Annotated in this window: 16 protein-coding genes; 8 read left to right on the top strand and 8 right to left on the bottom strand. The window is 62.8% G+C overall.

Going from position 1 to position 15,253, the window contains the following annotated elements; all coding sequences use genetic code 11:
• The first annotated feature begins 8 nt into the window (after positions 1-8).
• The 7 genes from hflC to cfaB all read left to right on the top strand — a co-directional run bounded on the left by hflC (position 9) and on the right by cfaB (position 7,263).
• Entirely contained in the window at positions 9-1,007 is a 999-nt protein-coding gene (hflC, locus tag MUM_RS0106845; protein ID WP_161635746.1) for a protease modulator HflC, read from the top strand.
• Positions 1,004-2,038 (top strand): protease modulator HflK, encoded by a 1,035-nt coding sequence (gene hflK, locus MUM_RS0106840; protein ID WP_010168421.1) that lies wholly within the window; start codon positions 1,004-1,006, stop codon positions 2,036-2,038. The genes hflC and hflK overlap by 4 nt, the downstream gene beginning before the upstream one ends.
• A complete protein-coding gene (locus MUM_RS0106835) occupies positions 2,035-3,930 on the top strand; it encodes a cation-translocating P-type ATPase (RefSeq protein WP_010168420.1) in 1,896 nt (631 codons plus the stop codon). The genes hflK and MUM_RS0106835 overlap by 4 nt, the downstream gene beginning before the upstream one ends.
• 116 nt (positions 3,931-4,046) lie before the next feature.
• Positions 4,047-4,298 carry a BufA2 family periplasmic bufferin-type metallophore gene (bufA2, locus tag MUM_RS0106830; protein WP_010168419.1) on the top strand — a complete coding sequence of 84 codons (252 nt, stop codon included), beginning with the start codon at positions 4,047-4,049 and terminating at the stop codon, positions 4,296-4,298.
• A gap of 71 nt (positions 4,299-4,369) precedes the next feature.
• Entirely contained in the window at positions 4,370-5,215 is an 846-nt protein-coding gene (gene bufB, locus MUM_RS0106825) for an MNIO family bufferin maturase (protein ID WP_010168418.1), read from the top strand.
• Positions 5,206-5,991, top strand: a complete 786-nt coding sequence (locus MUM_RS0106820) for an HvfC/BufC N-terminal domain-containing protein (protein ID WP_010168414.1) — start codon at positions 5,206-5,208, stop codon at positions 5,989-5,991. Before bufB ends, MUM_RS0106820 begins: the two co-directional genes overlap by 10 nt.
• Before the next feature lie 87 nt (positions 5,992-6,078).
• The gene (gene cfaB / locus MUM_RS0106815; RefSeq protein WP_010168413.1) at positions 6,079-7,263 is read left to right on the top strand and encodes a C17 cyclopropane fatty acid synthase CfaB; all 1,185 of its coding nucleotides are present in this window, start codon (positions 6,079-6,081) and stop codon (positions 7,261-7,263) included.
• 64 nt (positions 7,264-7,327) lie between these two features.
• Here the strand turns inward: cfaB and cls are convergent, their stop codons facing one another.
• Complete coding sequence (gene cls, locus MUM_RS0106810; RefSeq protein WP_010168412.1) at positions 7,328-8,767, bottom strand: cardiolipin synthase; 1,440 nt, start codon at positions 8,765-8,767, stop codon at positions 7,328-7,330.
• Positions 8,768-8,897: 130 nt separating this feature from the next.
• Between cls and MUM_RS0106805 the strand changes: the two genes are divergently transcribed.
• A complete protein-coding gene (locus tag MUM_RS0106805) occupies positions 8,898-9,419 on the top strand; it encodes a DUF3617 domain-containing protein (protein ID WP_010168411.1) in 522 nt (173 codons plus the stop codon).
• A gap of 133 nt (positions 9,420-9,552) precedes the next feature.
• Here MUM_RS0106805 and MUM_RS0106800 read toward each other — a convergent pair whose 3' ends face one another.
• The 7 genes from MUM_RS0106800 to folE2 are packed head-to-tail and all read right to left on the bottom strand — an operon-like array spanning position 9,553 to position 15,195.
• Positions 9,553-10,890 carry a dihydroorotase gene (locus MUM_RS0106800; protein WP_010168410.1) on the bottom strand — a complete coding sequence of 446 codons (1,338 nt, stop codon included), beginning with the start codon at positions 10,888-10,890 and terminating at the stop codon, positions 9,553-9,555.
• A gap of 2 nt (positions 10,891-10,892) precedes the next feature.
• On the bottom strand, positions 10,893-11,453 hold the full coding sequence (locus tag MUM_RS0106795) for a gamma carbonic anhydrase family protein (protein ID WP_010168409.1): 561 nt from the start codon (positions 11,451-11,453) through the stop codon (positions 10,893-10,895).
• Positions 11,450-11,875, bottom strand: a complete 426-nt coding sequence (hisI, locus tag MUM_RS0106790; protein WP_010168408.1) for a phosphoribosyl-AMP cyclohydrolase — start codon at positions 11,873-11,875, stop codon at positions 11,450-11,452. The genes MUM_RS0106795 and hisI overlap by 4 nt, the downstream gene beginning before the upstream one ends.
• The gene (locus MUM_RS0106785; protein ID WP_010168406.1) at positions 11,872-12,756 is read right to left on the bottom strand and encodes a metal ABC transporter substrate-binding protein; all 885 of its coding nucleotides are present in this window, start codon (positions 12,754-12,756) and stop codon (positions 11,872-11,874) included. The genes hisI and MUM_RS0106785 overlap by 4 nt, the downstream gene beginning before the upstream one ends.
• Before the next feature lie 11 nt (positions 12,757-12,767).
• The gene (locus tag MUM_RS0106780) at positions 12,768-13,634 is read right to left on the bottom strand and encodes a metal ABC transporter permease (RefSeq protein ID WP_010168404.1); all 867 of its coding nucleotides are present in this window, start codon (positions 13,632-13,634) and stop codon (positions 12,768-12,770) included.
• A complete protein-coding gene (locus tag MUM_RS0106775; protein WP_010168402.1) occupies positions 13,634-14,302 on the bottom strand; it encodes a metal ABC transporter ATP-binding protein in 669 nt (222 codons plus the stop codon). The genes MUM_RS0106780 and MUM_RS0106775 overlap by 1 nt, the downstream gene beginning before the upstream one ends.
• Positions 14,299-15,195: a GTP cyclohydrolase FolE2 gene (gene folE2, locus MUM_RS0106770; RefSeq protein ID WP_010168401.1), complete on the bottom strand. Its 897-nt coding sequence runs from the start codon at positions 15,193-15,195 to the stop codon at positions 14,299-14,301. The genes MUM_RS0106775 and folE2 overlap by 4 nt, the downstream gene beginning before the upstream one ends.
• Positions 15,196-15,253: the final 58 nt, after the last annotated feature.

Below are 15,253 nucleotides of genomic sequence, written 5' to 3'. Positions count from 1 at the left end.
GAGTTCATCTGTTGAGCGCTCATTCTCACGATCACGCAGGCCATGGTCACCACCACGGCCACCATCATCACCATCACGGTGATGAACATGAAGCCGGCCCGTTCCCCTGGCGGCGTATGGGCTGGGCGGTGTTGCTGGTGCTGTTTGCCGTCGCCGCGGCGAGCCTGGTGCAGGTGCGCTCCGGCGAAGCCACGGTGATTACCCGCTTCGGCAACCCGTCGCGGGTGTTGCTGGAGCCGGGCCTGGGCTGGCGCTGGCCGGCGCCGTTTGAAGCGGCGATTCCGGTAGACCTGCGCCTGCGCACCACGTCCAGCGGTTTGCAGGATGTGGGCACCCGCGACGGCCTGCGGATCATCGTGCAGGCCTACGTGGCCTGGCAGGTGCAAGGCGACCCCGACAACGTGCAGCGCTTTATGCGCGCGGTGCAGAACCAGCCGGATGAAGCGGCGCGGCAGATTCGCACCTTCGTCGGCTCGGCGCTGGAAACCACTGCCGCCAGTTTCGACCTGGCCAACCTGGTGAACACCGATGCGAGCCAGGTGCGCATTGCCGATTTTGAAGCGCAGTTGCGCCAGCAGATAGATCAACAATTGCTCACCACCTATGGCGTGCGCGTGGTGCAGGTCGGGGTTGAGCGGCTGACCTTACCCTCGGTGACCCTGGCCGCAACCGTCGACCGCATGCGCGCCGAGCGCGAGACTATCGCCACTGAACGCACCGCCGTAGGCAAACGTGAAGCGGCGCAGATTCGTTCTGCCGCCGAGCGTGATGCGCGGATCGTGCAGGCCGATGCCACGGTGAAAGCCGCCGATATCGAAGCGCAATCCCGGGTGGAAGCCGCGCAGATTTATGGGCGTGCCTACGCCGGGAATCCGCAGCTGTATAACCTGCTGCGCTCCCTCGACACCCTCGGCACCGTGGTTACGCCGGGCACCAAAATTATCCTGCGCACCGACGCTGCACCGTTCCGCGCCTTGGTGGATGGGCCGAAGGATGTTCAGCCATGAGTGAGCGGGAAAGCCTCGACAGCCCGTGGATCCAGGCTGGACGGCTGACGTTCCTGGCGCTGTATGCGGTGACGGTATTGGCCGCGTTGGCGTGGGCGTTTTCCAACGTACGGCAGATCGACCCGCAGAACCGCGCCGTGGTGTTGCACTTCGGCGCGCTGGACCGGATTCAGAATGCCGGGCTCCTATTGGCCTGGCCGCGCCCGTTTGAGCAGGTGATGTTGTTGCCCGCCGCAGACCGGGTGATCGAACGCCGGGTGGAAAACCTGCTGCGTTCCGATGCGGCCACGCAAGCCGATCGCGTGGCCAGTTTTGCCACGCCGCTGAGCGATGCCCTGGCCGGCTCCGGTTACCTGCTGACCGGCGATGCCGGCGTGGTGCAGTTGGATGTGCGGGTCTTCTATAAGGTCACCGAGCCCTACGCCTTTGTGTTGCAGGGCGATCACGTGCTGCCGGCGCTGGATCGGCTGGTCACCCGCAGCGCTGTGGTGCTGACCGCCGCGCGGGATCTGGACACCATTCTGGTTGCGCGCCCCGAGCTGATCGGTGCCGACAACCAGGCCGCCGAACGCCGCGAACGTCTGCGCGGCGATCTGGTGCGCGGCATCAATCAACGCCTGGCTGACCTGGCGTCCACCGGGCTTGGCCTGGGCATCGAAGTCACCCGGGTCGACGTGCAATCGAGCCTGCCGGGTCCGGCAGTCAACGCCTTCAACGCGGTGCTGACTGCCAGCCAGCAAGCCGACAAGGCGGTGGCCAATGCGCGCACCGACGCCGAAAAACTTACCCAGACCGCCAATCAGGACGCCGACCGCGCCGTGCAGGTGGCCCATGCCCAGGCCAGCGAACGCCTGGCCAACGCCCAGGCGCAAACCGCCACCGTCGCCAGCCTGGCCCAGGTCAAAGACCCTGGCCTGTTGCTGCGCCTGTACCGCGAGCGCTTGCCGAAGATTCTCGGCCAGGCCGGTTCCGTCACCACGGTTGACCCTAAAGACGATTCCCACCTGATCATTCAGGGAGCCGAACAATGACTGCCCACGCCGCGCCGATGCTCTCATCGGCCGAACAACGCAGCGCCGCCCGGCAACTGACCCTGGCGATGCTCGCCCTGGGCCTGCTCAGCCTGGGCCTGGTATGGCGCTGGCTGGCGCCGGACCAGACCGGCGTCAGCCAACTGCTGCTGGGCGTCGCCTCGTTGCTGGTGGCGGTGCCGGTGATGCGCTCGGCCTGGTACAGCCTGCGTTATCCGAGCCTGCATGGCATCACCGACCAACTGATCGCCCTGGCCATGCTCGGCGCCTGGGCCACCGGTGACCTGCTGACCGCCGCGCTGCTGCCGATCATCATGATCTTCGGCCATGTGCTGGAAGAGCGCAGCGTTATCGGTTCCCAGGAAGCGATTCATGCCCTTGGCAAACTGACCCGCAGCCATGCGCGCCTGGTGCAGGCTGACGGGACCATTCTGGAAGTCGACAACGGCATCCTGAAGACCGGCGATATCGTCGAGGTTCGCGCCGGTGACCGGGTGCCTGCCGACGGCGTGGTGTTGTCGGGCCAGGCCAGCCTCGACACCGCGCCGATCACCGGCGAATCGGTGCCGCTGGAAGCGAGTGTGGGCGTGCAGGTGTTTGGTGGCGCGATCAACCTCGACGGTTTGTTGCGCCTTGAAGTGACCCGCACCGGTAACGAATCGACGTTGGGCAAAGTCATCGCCCTGATGCAGAGCGCCGAACGTTCCAAGCCGCCAATCACCCGGTTGCTGGAGCGTTACGCCGGCAGTTACATGGTGCTGGTGTTATTGCTGGCGGCGGTGACCTGGTTTGTCACCAATGACGCCCAGGCGATGCTTGCGGTGTTGGTGGCGGCGTGCCCATGTGCATTGGTGTTGTCGGCACCTGCCACGGCAATTGCGGGCATTGCGGTGGCCGCGCGTCACGGCATTCTGATTCGCAGCTCGGCGTTTCTCGAAGAGCTGGCGGACTTGACGTCTCTGGTGGTCGACAAGACTGGCACCCTGACGTTTGGCACCCTGCGTTTGCAGTCCATCGACACCACGGAGCCGGATCGGCAAGTGCTGCTCAATCTTGCAGCCAGTCTCGGCTCAGCCAGCAGCCATCCGGTCAGCCGGGCGTTGGCGGGGTTGGCCACGCAAGAGCAAATGCGGGTGCTGTCGGATATTCGCGAGCGTCAGGGCCTTGGTGTCGTCGCTCAGACAGAGCAGGGCGAAGCCGCTCTCGGTCGGCCGGAGTTGTTTGAGCAACTGGGTATCACGACCACAGCAGTTCCCCATCACGACGGCCCGATTGCCGGGCTGGCGCTGAACGGGCAATTCCTCGCCTGGTTGTTGCTGGCAGACAGCGTCAAGCCGGAAGCCCGCCAGGCGATGAAGGAGCTGCGTGAACTGGGCCTGGGTCGCCAACTGCTGCTGACGGGCGACCGGCAAAGCGTGGCCGACAGCCTGGCGCTGGAAGTGGGTATCAGCGACGTCGAGGCCCAGGCCTTGCCGGAAGACAAACTCAACCGCGTGTTGGGGGAAATCGGCAGCGGTTTCCGGCCGATGGTGGTGGGCGACGGGATCAACGATTCCCTGGCGCTCAAGGCTGGCGTGGTTGGTGTGGCAATGGGCGCGGGCGGGGCGGATATCGCCCTGGCGTCGGCGGATGTGGTGCTGATCGGCAGCGACCTGCGGCGCCTGGGCACGTGCGTACGCTTGAGCCGCCAGTGCCGGCACACGCTGCAGGTCAACGTGATCATCGGCCTGGGCTGGACGCTGGCCATCGTCGTGTTCGCGGCATTCGGCTGGCTGGGCGCGGCGGGGGCGATGATTGCGGCGGTGTTGCACAACCTCAGTACGCTGCTGGTGCTGGGGAATGCGGGGCGCTTGTTGCGGTTTCAGGAGCCGTTGTTGAAACTGGACGAATAAATTTTAGAAATTTTTCAGTCTCGCTGTAACGCCTTGGGGGGACCTCACTCTAGTGCTATGTCGAGACTGAACAATCCGTTCAGACCGGCTCCACTACCGATCATGAGGACTACAAAATGAACTTCAAAAACGCAGTGTCTGGTGCCGCCCTTGCTATCGCCGCCGCTGGTATGTTTGCCGGTGTTGCAACCCAGGTACAGGCGGCTGACGCCCCGGTTCATTGCTATGGCGTCAACGCCTGCAAAGGCCAGAACGACTGCAAGACCAAAGACAACGCTTGCAAAGGCCAGGGCGTTTGCAAAGGTCACGGCTTCCTGTCGATGAGCAAGGCGATGTGCGACCAGAAAGGCGGCACCGTCGGCGAGTAACCGGCCACCGCGTCGAGTGCAACCGCAGCGGGCCCCCCGCCGCTGCGGACACTTTCCCCAGGAGTGTTTTTATGTCCGCCTCCCTTCCGAGTCTGGGTTACGGCCTGGGTCTACGCAGCGAGTACTACCAGCAGATCCTTGAACAATCGCCGGCCGTGGATTGGTTCGAAGTGATCTCCGAGAATTATCTGGTTCAGGGCGGCAAGGCCTTGTACTACCTGGACGCGATCGCCGAGCGTTATCCGTTGGTGATGCACGGTGTGTCCCTGTCCATCGGCGGGCCCCATGCCCTCGATATCGATTACCTGAAACAACTCAAGCAGCTGTCGGAACGCATCCAGCCGGCATGGATTTCCGATCACTTGTGCTGGAGTCGCGGCAACGCGCACCAGTTGCATGACCTGCTGCCGCTGCCCTACACCGAAGAAAGCCTGTACCACGTCGCCGGTCGCGTGCGGCAAGTGCAGGACGTGTTGCAGCGTCCCTTCGTGCTGGAAAACGTCTCCAGCTATGTACGCGCCAAGGCGGACGAGTTTACCGAGTGGGAGTTTCTCAACGCCCTGACCCATCTCACCGGCTGCCAGTTGCTGCTGGACGTGAACAACGTGTACGTCAGCTCGCGCAACCACGGGTTCGATGCCTGGGAATTTATCCGCAACCTGCCGCCCGAAAGTATCCGCCAATTGCACCTGGCCGGGCACATGGATTACGGCGACTACCTGATCGACACCCATGACCACCCGGTATGCGATCCGGTGTGGGCGCTGTATCAGCAGACGCTGGAGCACCTTGGGCCGGTTTCGACGTTGCTGGAGCGTGATGATCATTTCCCGCCGTTCCAAGAGCTGCTCGACGAACTGAGCAAGGCCCGCGAGCTGGGCGCCAGCGCATTGGACAGGAGGGCGTTATGCGCCTGATCGATTGGCAATTGGCGTTTGAACAGCAGTTGCTGGCAGAGACGTTCACCGCCGACAACCGCTTCAGCGCCACCCTGATCGGTGGCCCGACCCTGGATGTAGAGACGGGCCTGGCGATTTACCACAACGCCTATCACGCACGGTTGCAGGAAGTGTTGCGCGATGACTTCAGCGCCATCTGGTATTGGCTGGGGGACGAGGAGTTTGCAGCGTTGGGTTCGGCCTATATCCGCCGCTATCCCTCGGCCCACTACAGCCTGCGCTGGTTTGGCGAGCGTTTTCCCGGGTTTATCCTCGAGCATTACGCCGGCCAAGGCGCGCCGTTGGCCGAGCTGGCGCGGCTGGAATGGGCCTTCACCCTGGCCTTTGATGCGCCGCAGGGCGAGCCGTTGGCCCTGCAAGACATGGCCACGCTGCCGCCTGAAGACTGGCCCGGGTTGCAGGTGCAACTGGCCCCGTCGGTGCAGCAAGTAGCGTGTGACTTCAACAGCCTGGGTATCTGGCGCGCGAGCAAGGGCGAGTGGGACTTTCCCGGCAGCGAGGCCTTGCCGTTGGCGCAGGTCTGCCTGGTCTGGCGCCACGACAATGTGTGCCAATACCGTAGCCTGGAACCGGCGGAAGCCAGCGCGCTGACGGGCATGGTCAGCACTGGCTGGAACTTTTCCGAACTGTGCGCCGAGTTGGCAGTCACTTACCAGGAGGGCGCGCCATTGCAAGCGGTTACCTGGCTGAAACAGTGGGTCCAGGACGGTTTGCTCCAGCGGCGGGCACCATAGAAAAGGGCTATTGTTTCGATAGCCTGCTAATTTTTCTGTGAATGGTCTACCCTCATTTCAGACGTCTGAAACAAGGGGGGACTACTCATGCTCGCGCAACTTCCACCGGCCTTACAGAATCTCAAGCTACCGCTGCGTCTTCGACTCTGGGACGGCCATGAATTTAACCTGGGCCCGGATCCCAGCGTCACCATTGTGGTCAAGGACCCCATGATGGTTTCAACGCTCAGCCATCCAACGCTCGACTCACTGGGCGAAGCCTTCGTCGAGGGCAAACTGGAGCTGGAAGGCTCCATTTCCGAAGTGATCAGGGTGGTCGACGAGTTGAGTCATGCCCTGGTTGAGGACGAGGAGGACACTCGTCCGGTGCGCTCGATCCACGACAAGGCCACTGACGCAGCCGCTATTTCCTACCATTACGACCTGTCCAACGAGTTCTACCAGCTTTGGCTGGACCGTGACATGGCCTATTCCTGCGGGTATTTCGAGACCGGCAGCGAATCCCTCGATCAAGCCCAACAAGACAAATTCCGCCACCTGTGCCGCAAACTGCGGCTGCAGCCGGGCGAGTATTTGCTCGATGTGGGCTGCGGTTGGGGCGGGCTGGCGCGGTATGCCGCGCGGGAATTCGGGGTCAAGGTGTTCGGCATCACCCTGAGTAAGGAGCAGCTGGAGCTGGCCCAGGAGCGAGTGAAAGCCGAAGGCCTGGAAGATCAGGTGGAGCTGACGCTGCTGGACTACCGCGACCTGCCCCAGGATGGCCGCTTCGACAAAGTGGTGAGCGTGGGGATGTTTGAACACGTCGGCCACGCCAACCTGGCGGAGTACTGCAAGATTTTGTACGGCGCGGTGCGTGAGGGCGGCCTGGTGATGAACCATGGCATTACCGCCAAGCACACCGATGGCCGGCCTGTGGGCCGTGGCGCCGGGGACTTTATCGAGCGCTATGTGTTTCCCAATGGCGAGCTGCCGCACCTGGCGATGATGACCGCCGAGATCAGCGAAGTCGGGCTGGAAGTGGTCGACGTCGAAAGCCTGCGCCTGCACTACGCGCGCACGCTGGATCACTGGAGCGAGCGCCTGGAAGACAACCTGGAAGCGGCGGGCAAGATGGTGCCGGAGCAAGCCTTGCGCATCTGGCGGCTGTACCTGGCCGGCTGTGCCTATGCGTTTGCCCGGGGCTGGATCAACCTGCACCAGATTCTGGCGGTGAAACCCCATGCCGATGGTAGCCATGAGCTGCCGTGGACGCGGGATGACCTGTATCAGTAAGCAGTGGCACCGGTGATCTAAATGTGGGAGCAAGCCCGCTCCCACATTTGGTTCGGTGCAAGCCTTACAAAATTGGAGAAATAAGCCGCGCGACCCGCATGCCCAGTTGTTGCAGGCGATGGGTCTGGCGGCTTTCTTCCTGGCTGATTTCATGGGCCAGGGCGAAGTCATCCAGCAACATATGCTCCACCTGACTGGCGAAGGTGTCATCCACCGTCAGCAACATCACTTCGAAATTCAGCCGGAATGAACGGTTATCCAGGTTCGCACTGCCGATGGCGCTGATTTCACTGTCCACCAACACCACTTTCTGATGCAGGAACCCCGGCGTGTAGCGGAATACCCGCACCCCGGCGCGCACGGCTTCGATCGCGTACAGGCTGGAGGCCGCGTACACGATGCGGTGATCGGGCCGCGACGGCAGCAGCAGGCGTACATCGACCCCGCGCAACACCGCCAGCCTGAGTGCGGAAAACACCGCTTCATCGGGAATGAAATACGGGCTGGTGATCCACACCCGCTCGGTCGCCGCATGAATCGCCTCGACGAAAAACAGCGAGCACGTCTCGTAGGGATCCGCCGGGCCGCTGGCCAGCAACTGGCAGAGCACGCCGTCATCGGGATAGGTGTCCGGCAGCAGCAGCGGCGGCAGCTCGCGCGCGGCCCAGAACCAGTCCTCGGCAAACGATTCCTGCAAGCACGCCACCACCGGGCCGCTGACCTGCACATGGGTGTCGCGCCACGGCGCCAGGGGCGGCTTCTTGCCCAGGTATTCATCGCCGACGTTATGCCCGCCGACAAACCCGGTAATGCCATCGACCACCACGATCTTGCGGTGGTTACGGAAGTTGACCTGGAAGCGGTTTAGCCAGCCACTGCGCGTGGCGAAGGCCTTGACCTGCACCCCGGCGTCCCGCAGCGACTGCACATAACGATGGGGCAGGGCATGGCTGCCGATACGGTCATACAGGACGAAAATCGCCACGCCTTCGGCGGCCTTTTCCTTGAGCAACGTGTGCAACCGGCGGCCGAGTTCGTCGTCATGAATGATGAAGAACTGGAACAAGACGGCCGTCTTCGCGGAACGGATGGCTTCGAAAATCGCGCTGAACGTGGCCTCGCCATTGATCAGCAAGCGCACCTGATTGTTCGCCAGGCACGGCATGCGCCCCAGCTTGGGCATGGCCCGCAGTGACGCATAGGCTTGGGAGTTGCGCGCGGCCAGTGCTTCTTCGACCCACGGGCGCCAGTTCAGCTCGGTAATCGCTTTGTGCATTTCCTGGTTGGCCTGGCGCCGCGCCTGGATGTAGGCGTCGAAGGTGCTGCGGCCGAAGATCAGGTAGGGAATCAGCGTCAGGTAAGGGATGAACATCAGCGACAAGGCCCAGGCAATCGAGCCTTGGGCGGTCCTGACGGTCAGCACCGCATGGATGGCGGCAAGGGTGCCCAGAAAATGCAGGGTGGCGATGAAATAGGCGAGCAGGTGCGGGCCAAAGAAATCCATGGACAACGGTACTCCTGACAAACAAGTGCCTAACAGACCATGTTCGGCCACGAATGTCGCTATTTTATTTGCTGTGCAACACTGGCGCTTTTGCGGCGTCTAACGCCGACAATTACCCAGGAGTTACCCGATGAATGCTCGTCTGCTTGGTTTGGCCATGGTTGTTGGTTTAACGCTGCCCGTGGCGGCGCAAGCGCAGATGTTGGCGCCGGGCTTGTGGGAATTGACCACCAGCAACATGAAGGTCGATAACCAGGACCTGCCGGACTTGTCGCTGATCCTCGGTCAGCTCAAGCAACAGATGACTCCCGAACAACGGGCCATGCTTGAGAAGCAAGGCATCACCATGGCCGGCAAAGGCGTGCAGGTGTGCCTGACACAAGCCCAGGTAGCGTCCGACTCCATCCCGCTGACCGACCCGCAATCGGGCTGCAAACAGGAAGTGACGGACAAGACCGGCAACCAGTGGAAATTCCGCTTCAGCTGCCCGAAAGCCCAGGGCACCGGCGTGGCGACGTTCCAGAGCCAGCAGGAGTTCACCACCACGGTTAACGGTACTTTCAACGCCACCGGCGTGCAGCAGAAGGGCAGCCTGGACACTCACGCGCAGTGGCTGGGCAGCAACTGCGGTACGGTCAAACCCCGCGCTTAAGAACAACCGCACCAAAGTGTGGGAGCTGGCTTGCCTGCGATTGCATCACCTCGGGTTTACTGAGAAACCGAGTCGCCCGCATCGCAGGCAAGCCAGCTCCCACAGTGGGTTGGGTTGCCGGCCCCAATCCTTGTCAGCGCTGAAAATGCAGCGGCAACCCCTGGCAACTGTCGTGCACGCGCCCGTCGTGCCAGGCCAGATGGCCGGAGACCAGCGTGGTGCTGACGCTGTGCCGGAAGCTGCGCTCGGCAAAGGGCGTCCAGCCGCAGCGCGCCAGGATAGGCTCGCTGCTGACGGGCTTGCCGAGGGGCTCGGGTTTGATCAGCACCAGGTCGGCCCAATAACCTTCCCGCAGGTAGCCACGGTCGGGGATCGCAAACAGGTCCGCGACGCGATGGCTGGTTTTCGCCACCAGGGTGGTCAGCGGCAACACGCCGTCAGCCACCAACTCCAGCAGTGCCGGCAGGGCGTGTTGCACCAGCGGTAAGCCCGACGGCGCCTCTCGATACGGCAGCTGTTTTTGCGCCCAGGTGTGGGGCGCATGGTCACTGCCGATCACATCCAGACGGTCACTCAACAATGCCAGGCGCAGGGCGTTGCGGTCGGCGCGTGTCTTGATCGCCGGGTTGCATTTGATCTGGTGGCCGAGGCGCGCGTAATCGCGGTCATCGAACAATAAGTGGTGCAGGCAGACCTCCGCGGTGATGCGTTTTTCCGCCAGGGGCTTGTCTTCGAACAGCACCAACTCCCGCGCGCTGGTGATGTGCAGCACATGCAGGCGCGTGCCATGCCGCTTGGCCAGTTCCACCGCCAAAGACGACGAGCGATAACAGGCCTGCGCATCGCGGATCAGCGGATGCGCCACGGCGGGGATGTGGTCGCCAAAGCGTTCGCGCATCCGCTGCTCGTTGGCGTGGATGCTGGGCGTGTGCTCGCAGTGGGCCAGGAGAATGGTCGGCACCTCGGCGAACAGGCGCTCGAGAATCTTCGGGTCATCTACCAGCATATTGCCGGTGGAGGCGCCCATGAACACTTTGACGCCGGCGACTTCACGCGGGTCCAGCGCGGCCACGGTGTCGAGGTTGTCGTTGCTCACCCCAAAGTGAAAGCCATAGTTGGCCACCGAATGCAGGGCGGCACGGCGTTTCTTGTCGGCCAGGGCTTCCAGGTTCAGGGTGGCCGGGCTGGTGTTGGGCATGTCCATGAAACTGGTGATGCCCCCGGCCACCGCCGCGCGGGACTCGCTGTAGAAGCTGCCTTTGTCCGGCGCGCCCGGCTCTCGGAAATGCACCTGGTCGTCGATCATCCCGGGCAACAGCCACTGGCCTTGGGCGTCGATTTCCACCGGGGCATTTACGTTGTCGATGCTGCTGGCGATCTTCTCGATGCGGCCATTGGCGACCAGCAGGTCGGCCTCGAATGCCTGGCCTTCGTTTACCAGGCGGGCGTTGCGGATCAGCAGGCGGCTCATGGTCAGAACTCGTTTTGCAGGGCTTTGTAACCCAGCACCAGGTCGACGTTAGTGCGCGCCACGTCTTCGGAAAACTCCGAAGCGCTGACGCTCACCGGCGGGAACTGGGACAGGTCGGTATTGGGGCCGATGCGGGTGGTGGAGGGCACGTAGAACGCGGCGGGCAAATCGCGGCCGTCGACCACGGAGTTGTGCCGCACCACGCAGCCGTCGCCGACCACGCAGTTGAACAGCACGCTGTTGAAGCCGATAAACACCCGGTTACCGACGGTGCACGGGCCGTGGACGATGGAGCGGTGGGCAATGGAGGTGAACTCGCCGATGGTCACGGCGGCGCCGGATTTGGAGTGGATGACCACGCCGTCCTGGATATTCGAATTGGCGCCGATGGTGATCGGGTCCATGTCGCCGTTGGCGTTGACTTCGTCGGCGCGGATCACCGCGTAGGGGCCGACAAATACGTTCTCGCCGATGATCACCTTGCCGCAGATGATCGCGGTTTTGTCGACGTAGGCCGATTCGGCAATCACGGGCAGGTCGCCGGAAGGGTTCTTGCGGATCATGGGTCAGGTTCCTTGAGGGGCGCGGTGATGATGTGTACGTGGCTGCCTTCGATGGCGTTGTAGAAACAGGTGGGCCGGCCCGTGTGGCAGGCCGGGCCTTGCTGGTCGACGATCAGCAGCACGGCGTCGCCGTCGCAATCCAGGCGCGCCTCCACGAGCTGTTGCCGGTGGCCGGAGCTTTCGCCCTTGCGCCACAGTTGCTGGCGCGAGCGGGACCAGTAGCAGACCTGCCCGGTGGCCAGGGTTTCGTCGAGGGCCCGGCGGTTCATCCAGGCCAGCATCAACACCTCGCCGCTGCCGTGTTGCTGAGCGATGGCGGCAATCAGGCCATCGCTGTTCCACGGCAGGGCGTCGAGCACGCTAGCGAGTGGAAAGCGGCTGCCGAGGGCAGCCTTTTCCAGGTCGAGCATGCTCAGGGTCATGGCTTGCTCAGGGCCGCGCACAGGGTGTTGAGGTTGTATTCGAACAGGCCGGTAAAGGTGCTGGCCGGGCCTTCTGCGGCGAGGGCGTCGGAGTACAGGGTGCCGCCGATTTGCGCGCCACTTTCGTCAGCGATCTGCTTGAGCAGGCGCGAATCCTTGATGTTTTCCATGAACACGGCCTTGACCTTGTCCTTGCGGATCTGGGTGATCAGCGTGGCGACTTCGGCGGCAGACGGTTCACGTTCGGTGGACAAACCCTGAGGCGACAGGAACTCGATACCGTAGGCCTGGCCCAGGTAACCGAAGGCGTCATGGGACGTCACGATGCGGCGGTTACCCGGTGGCAGGGCGCCGAACTTGGCCTTGGCTTCCGCCAGCAGGCGGTAGATTTCTTTCAGGTACACCTGGCTGTTGTGCTCGTAGTCCGCCTTGTTGGCCGGGTCGGCAGCGATCAGCGCCTTGGTGATGTTGTTTACGTAGATAACGGTGTTCGCCAGGTTGTGCCAGGCGTGTGGGTCGGGAATGGTTTCGCCGTCTTCTTCCATGGTGTGGGACAACACGCCTTTACTGGCGGTGACCACAGTCGCCTTGGTCTCGGTGCTGGTGACCAGTCGATCCAGCCACGGCTCGAAGCCCAGACCATTTTTGATGATCACCTTGGCCTTGAGCAGGGCCTTGGCGTCGTCTGGCGTTGGTTCGTAGGTATGGGCGTCGGCGTCGGGTCCGACCATGTTGCTGATCTGGATATGATCGCCACCGACCTGGTGGGTCATGTCGTCAAGAATACTGAAGCTGGTAACCACCTGAAGCTTGTCGGCAGCCTGGGCCGTCGCGAACGACAGCGGCAGCAACACACTGAACAGCACGAGTAGAGCGCGCATCGGGAAACACCTCATTGGGATGTAAGCAAAGGCGGGCGGCGCAGCAAGCCGTGCACCGGACCGAAGACCACGGACAGCAGGTACAAGCCGCCAGCCACCAGCACAATCGCCGGGCCGCTGGGCAGCGAGTAGTAGAACGACAACAACAAGCCAAGCCACACCGACAGGCATCCCAGCACCGCCGATATCGCGATCAACACCGGCAGGCGCCGGCTCCAGAAGCGTGAAGCAATCGCCGGCAACATCATCAAGCCGACCACCATCAGGGCGCCGATGGCCTGGAAACCGATCACCAGGTTCAGCACCACCAGGGTCAAAAACAGACCGTGGGCCAGCGGGCCGAGGCGGCTGACGGTTTGCAGGAACAGCGGATCGAGGGTGTCCAGCAGCAGCGGCTTGTAGATCACCACCATGGCGATCAGGCTGAAGCCCGAGACCCAGAGCATGCCGGTGAGGGTCGGGCCGTCGACCGCCAGGGCCGAGCCGAACAGCAGGTGCAGCAGGTCCAGGCGCTTGCCGGCGAGGCCGAGGATCAGCACGCCGCTGGCCAGGGAAATCGGGTAGATGGCGGCGAGGCTGGCGTCTTCCTTCAGCCCTGTGCGGCGGGTGATCCAGGCGGCGAGGCCGGCCATGCTCAGGCCGGCGCCCAGGCCACCGATGGTCAGCGCGGGCAGGCTCAGGCCGGCAAACCAGAAGCCCAACGCGGCGCCAGGCAGGATGCCGTGGGACACCGCGTCACCGATCAGGCTCATGCGGCGCAGGATCAGGAACACCCCCAGCGGCGCGGTGCTGCACGCCAATACCAGACCGCCGAGAAGCGCGCGGCGCATAAAAACAAAGTCGAGAAACGGCATCCACAAATGAGCGGCGAAGTGCATCAGGCCACCTGCATGTGCGGCTGTGGGCGGATCAGTTCTTTGCTGGAGCCGAACACGCAGCCACTGCTTTTGATCTGCACCACTTGCTGGGTGTGCTGGCGGACGGAGCCGAGGTCATGGCACACCACGACCACCGTGCGGCCTTCTTCGTGCCAGGCATGGATGTGTTTCCAGCACAGCGCCTGGCCGTCTTCGTCGAGGGCTGCGTGGGGTTCGTCCAGCAGCAACACCGGCGACTCGGCCAGGCTCATGCGGGCGAGCAGGGCGCGTTGCAGTTCACCACCCGACAAGGCCATCAACGGCCGATGCTCCAGGCCACTGAGGCACCAATCTTCGAGCACGGCGTTCAAGCGTTCGGTGCGTTGTTGCGGGGTTTGCTTGCTGCCCCAGAACCCGGCGGCCACCAACTCTTGCAGGCTGATGGGGAACTGGCGGTCGAGGTTCTGTTGCTGGGGCAGGAACGACAGCCCACCGCGGCGTGGAACATCAATCGTCACTTTCCCGGCCAGGGGTTTCTGCAGGCCGGCGATGACTTTCAGCAGGCTGCTTTTACCAGTGCCGTTGGCGCCGATGATGCCGGTGAGGCTGCCTTTTTCCAGGGAGAAATCGATAGCCGGGGTGAGTGGTTGGCCGGGGGCGCCCCAGCGCAAGGCGGTGCAGGTGATCATTCGGAAGGTCTCGTCCAGCGGCTTTCAGCGACGGCATCGTGCGCGTGCAGGCTTTCGGCGTGGATCACTTTCAAGTGGAAGGCTTTGACTGCATCCGAGCGTTTCAAGGCGAGGTTGAGGCGGCGGGCGGCGTCTTCGCAGAACATCAGGTTCTGCCCGTTGGCCAGGGCGAAGGCTTGTTCGTCCGCGCGCTTTACGGCGGTTTGTACGGCGGTGCCGAGGGCGGCTTCGGTCTCGTCGATCAGTTGTTTCAACGGCAGTGTTGGTTGATCGCCCTCAAGGCGGATCTGCAACAGTGCACTGCTGCGTTGGCTGTGGGGCGTGGCGACGATGCCGTTGGCGCTGCCCAGCCAGGTCAGCACGTCTTCGTGTTGCAGCGGCGTGTTGGCAAAGTCTTCGATAAATTGCTGCTGAATCAATTGCCTGGCGAGGGCAGCCGAGCATGGGCAGGTTGAAGAGTAGGTAACGTCAATTTTTAGTTCCACGTGGAACATCTGGTTTTCCAGGCGCGCTTCGATGCTCACCGGATAGCTTTTCCAGCCGGCCAATGGGCTGACCAACGCGGGACGTTTCAGCAGCAGGTCTGCATGAATTCGCAGGTAGGCATTTGTGGATAAACCTTCATGACTGTCGAGAAAACGTTGCAATACACTGCGCAGCAGTGCTGGCGAAAGCGGCTGCTGTTCAAGCATCTCCAGCGCCAGGTAAAGCCGCGACATATGAATACCTCGGGCCTCACCGTCGTCCAGGCTAACGCCGGCATCGGCTTTGGCGCTGAGGCGCTGGCCGTCGATCTGAATGGGCAGGGCAATGCCGCACATGCCCACCCAATCGAGCGGCAAGGCTTGGCGTGAAGCCTGCGCGGCGATATCGGGCAGAGTCAGCGCGTTCATGAGCAGGTCCATCGTTGGAAATAAAAAGACATGTTATATTATTACTATTGAGTCGACG

The organism is Pseudomonas sp. PAMC 25886 (assembly GCF_000242655.1).
In the GTDB taxonomy this organism is placed as follows: Bacteria; Pseudomonadota; Gammaproteobacteria; order Pseudomonadales; family Pseudomonadaceae; genus Aquipseudomonas.
The sequence above is the reverse complement of the archived record's forward strand: the minus strand, read 5'-3'. Positions and strand labels throughout refer to the sequence as shown.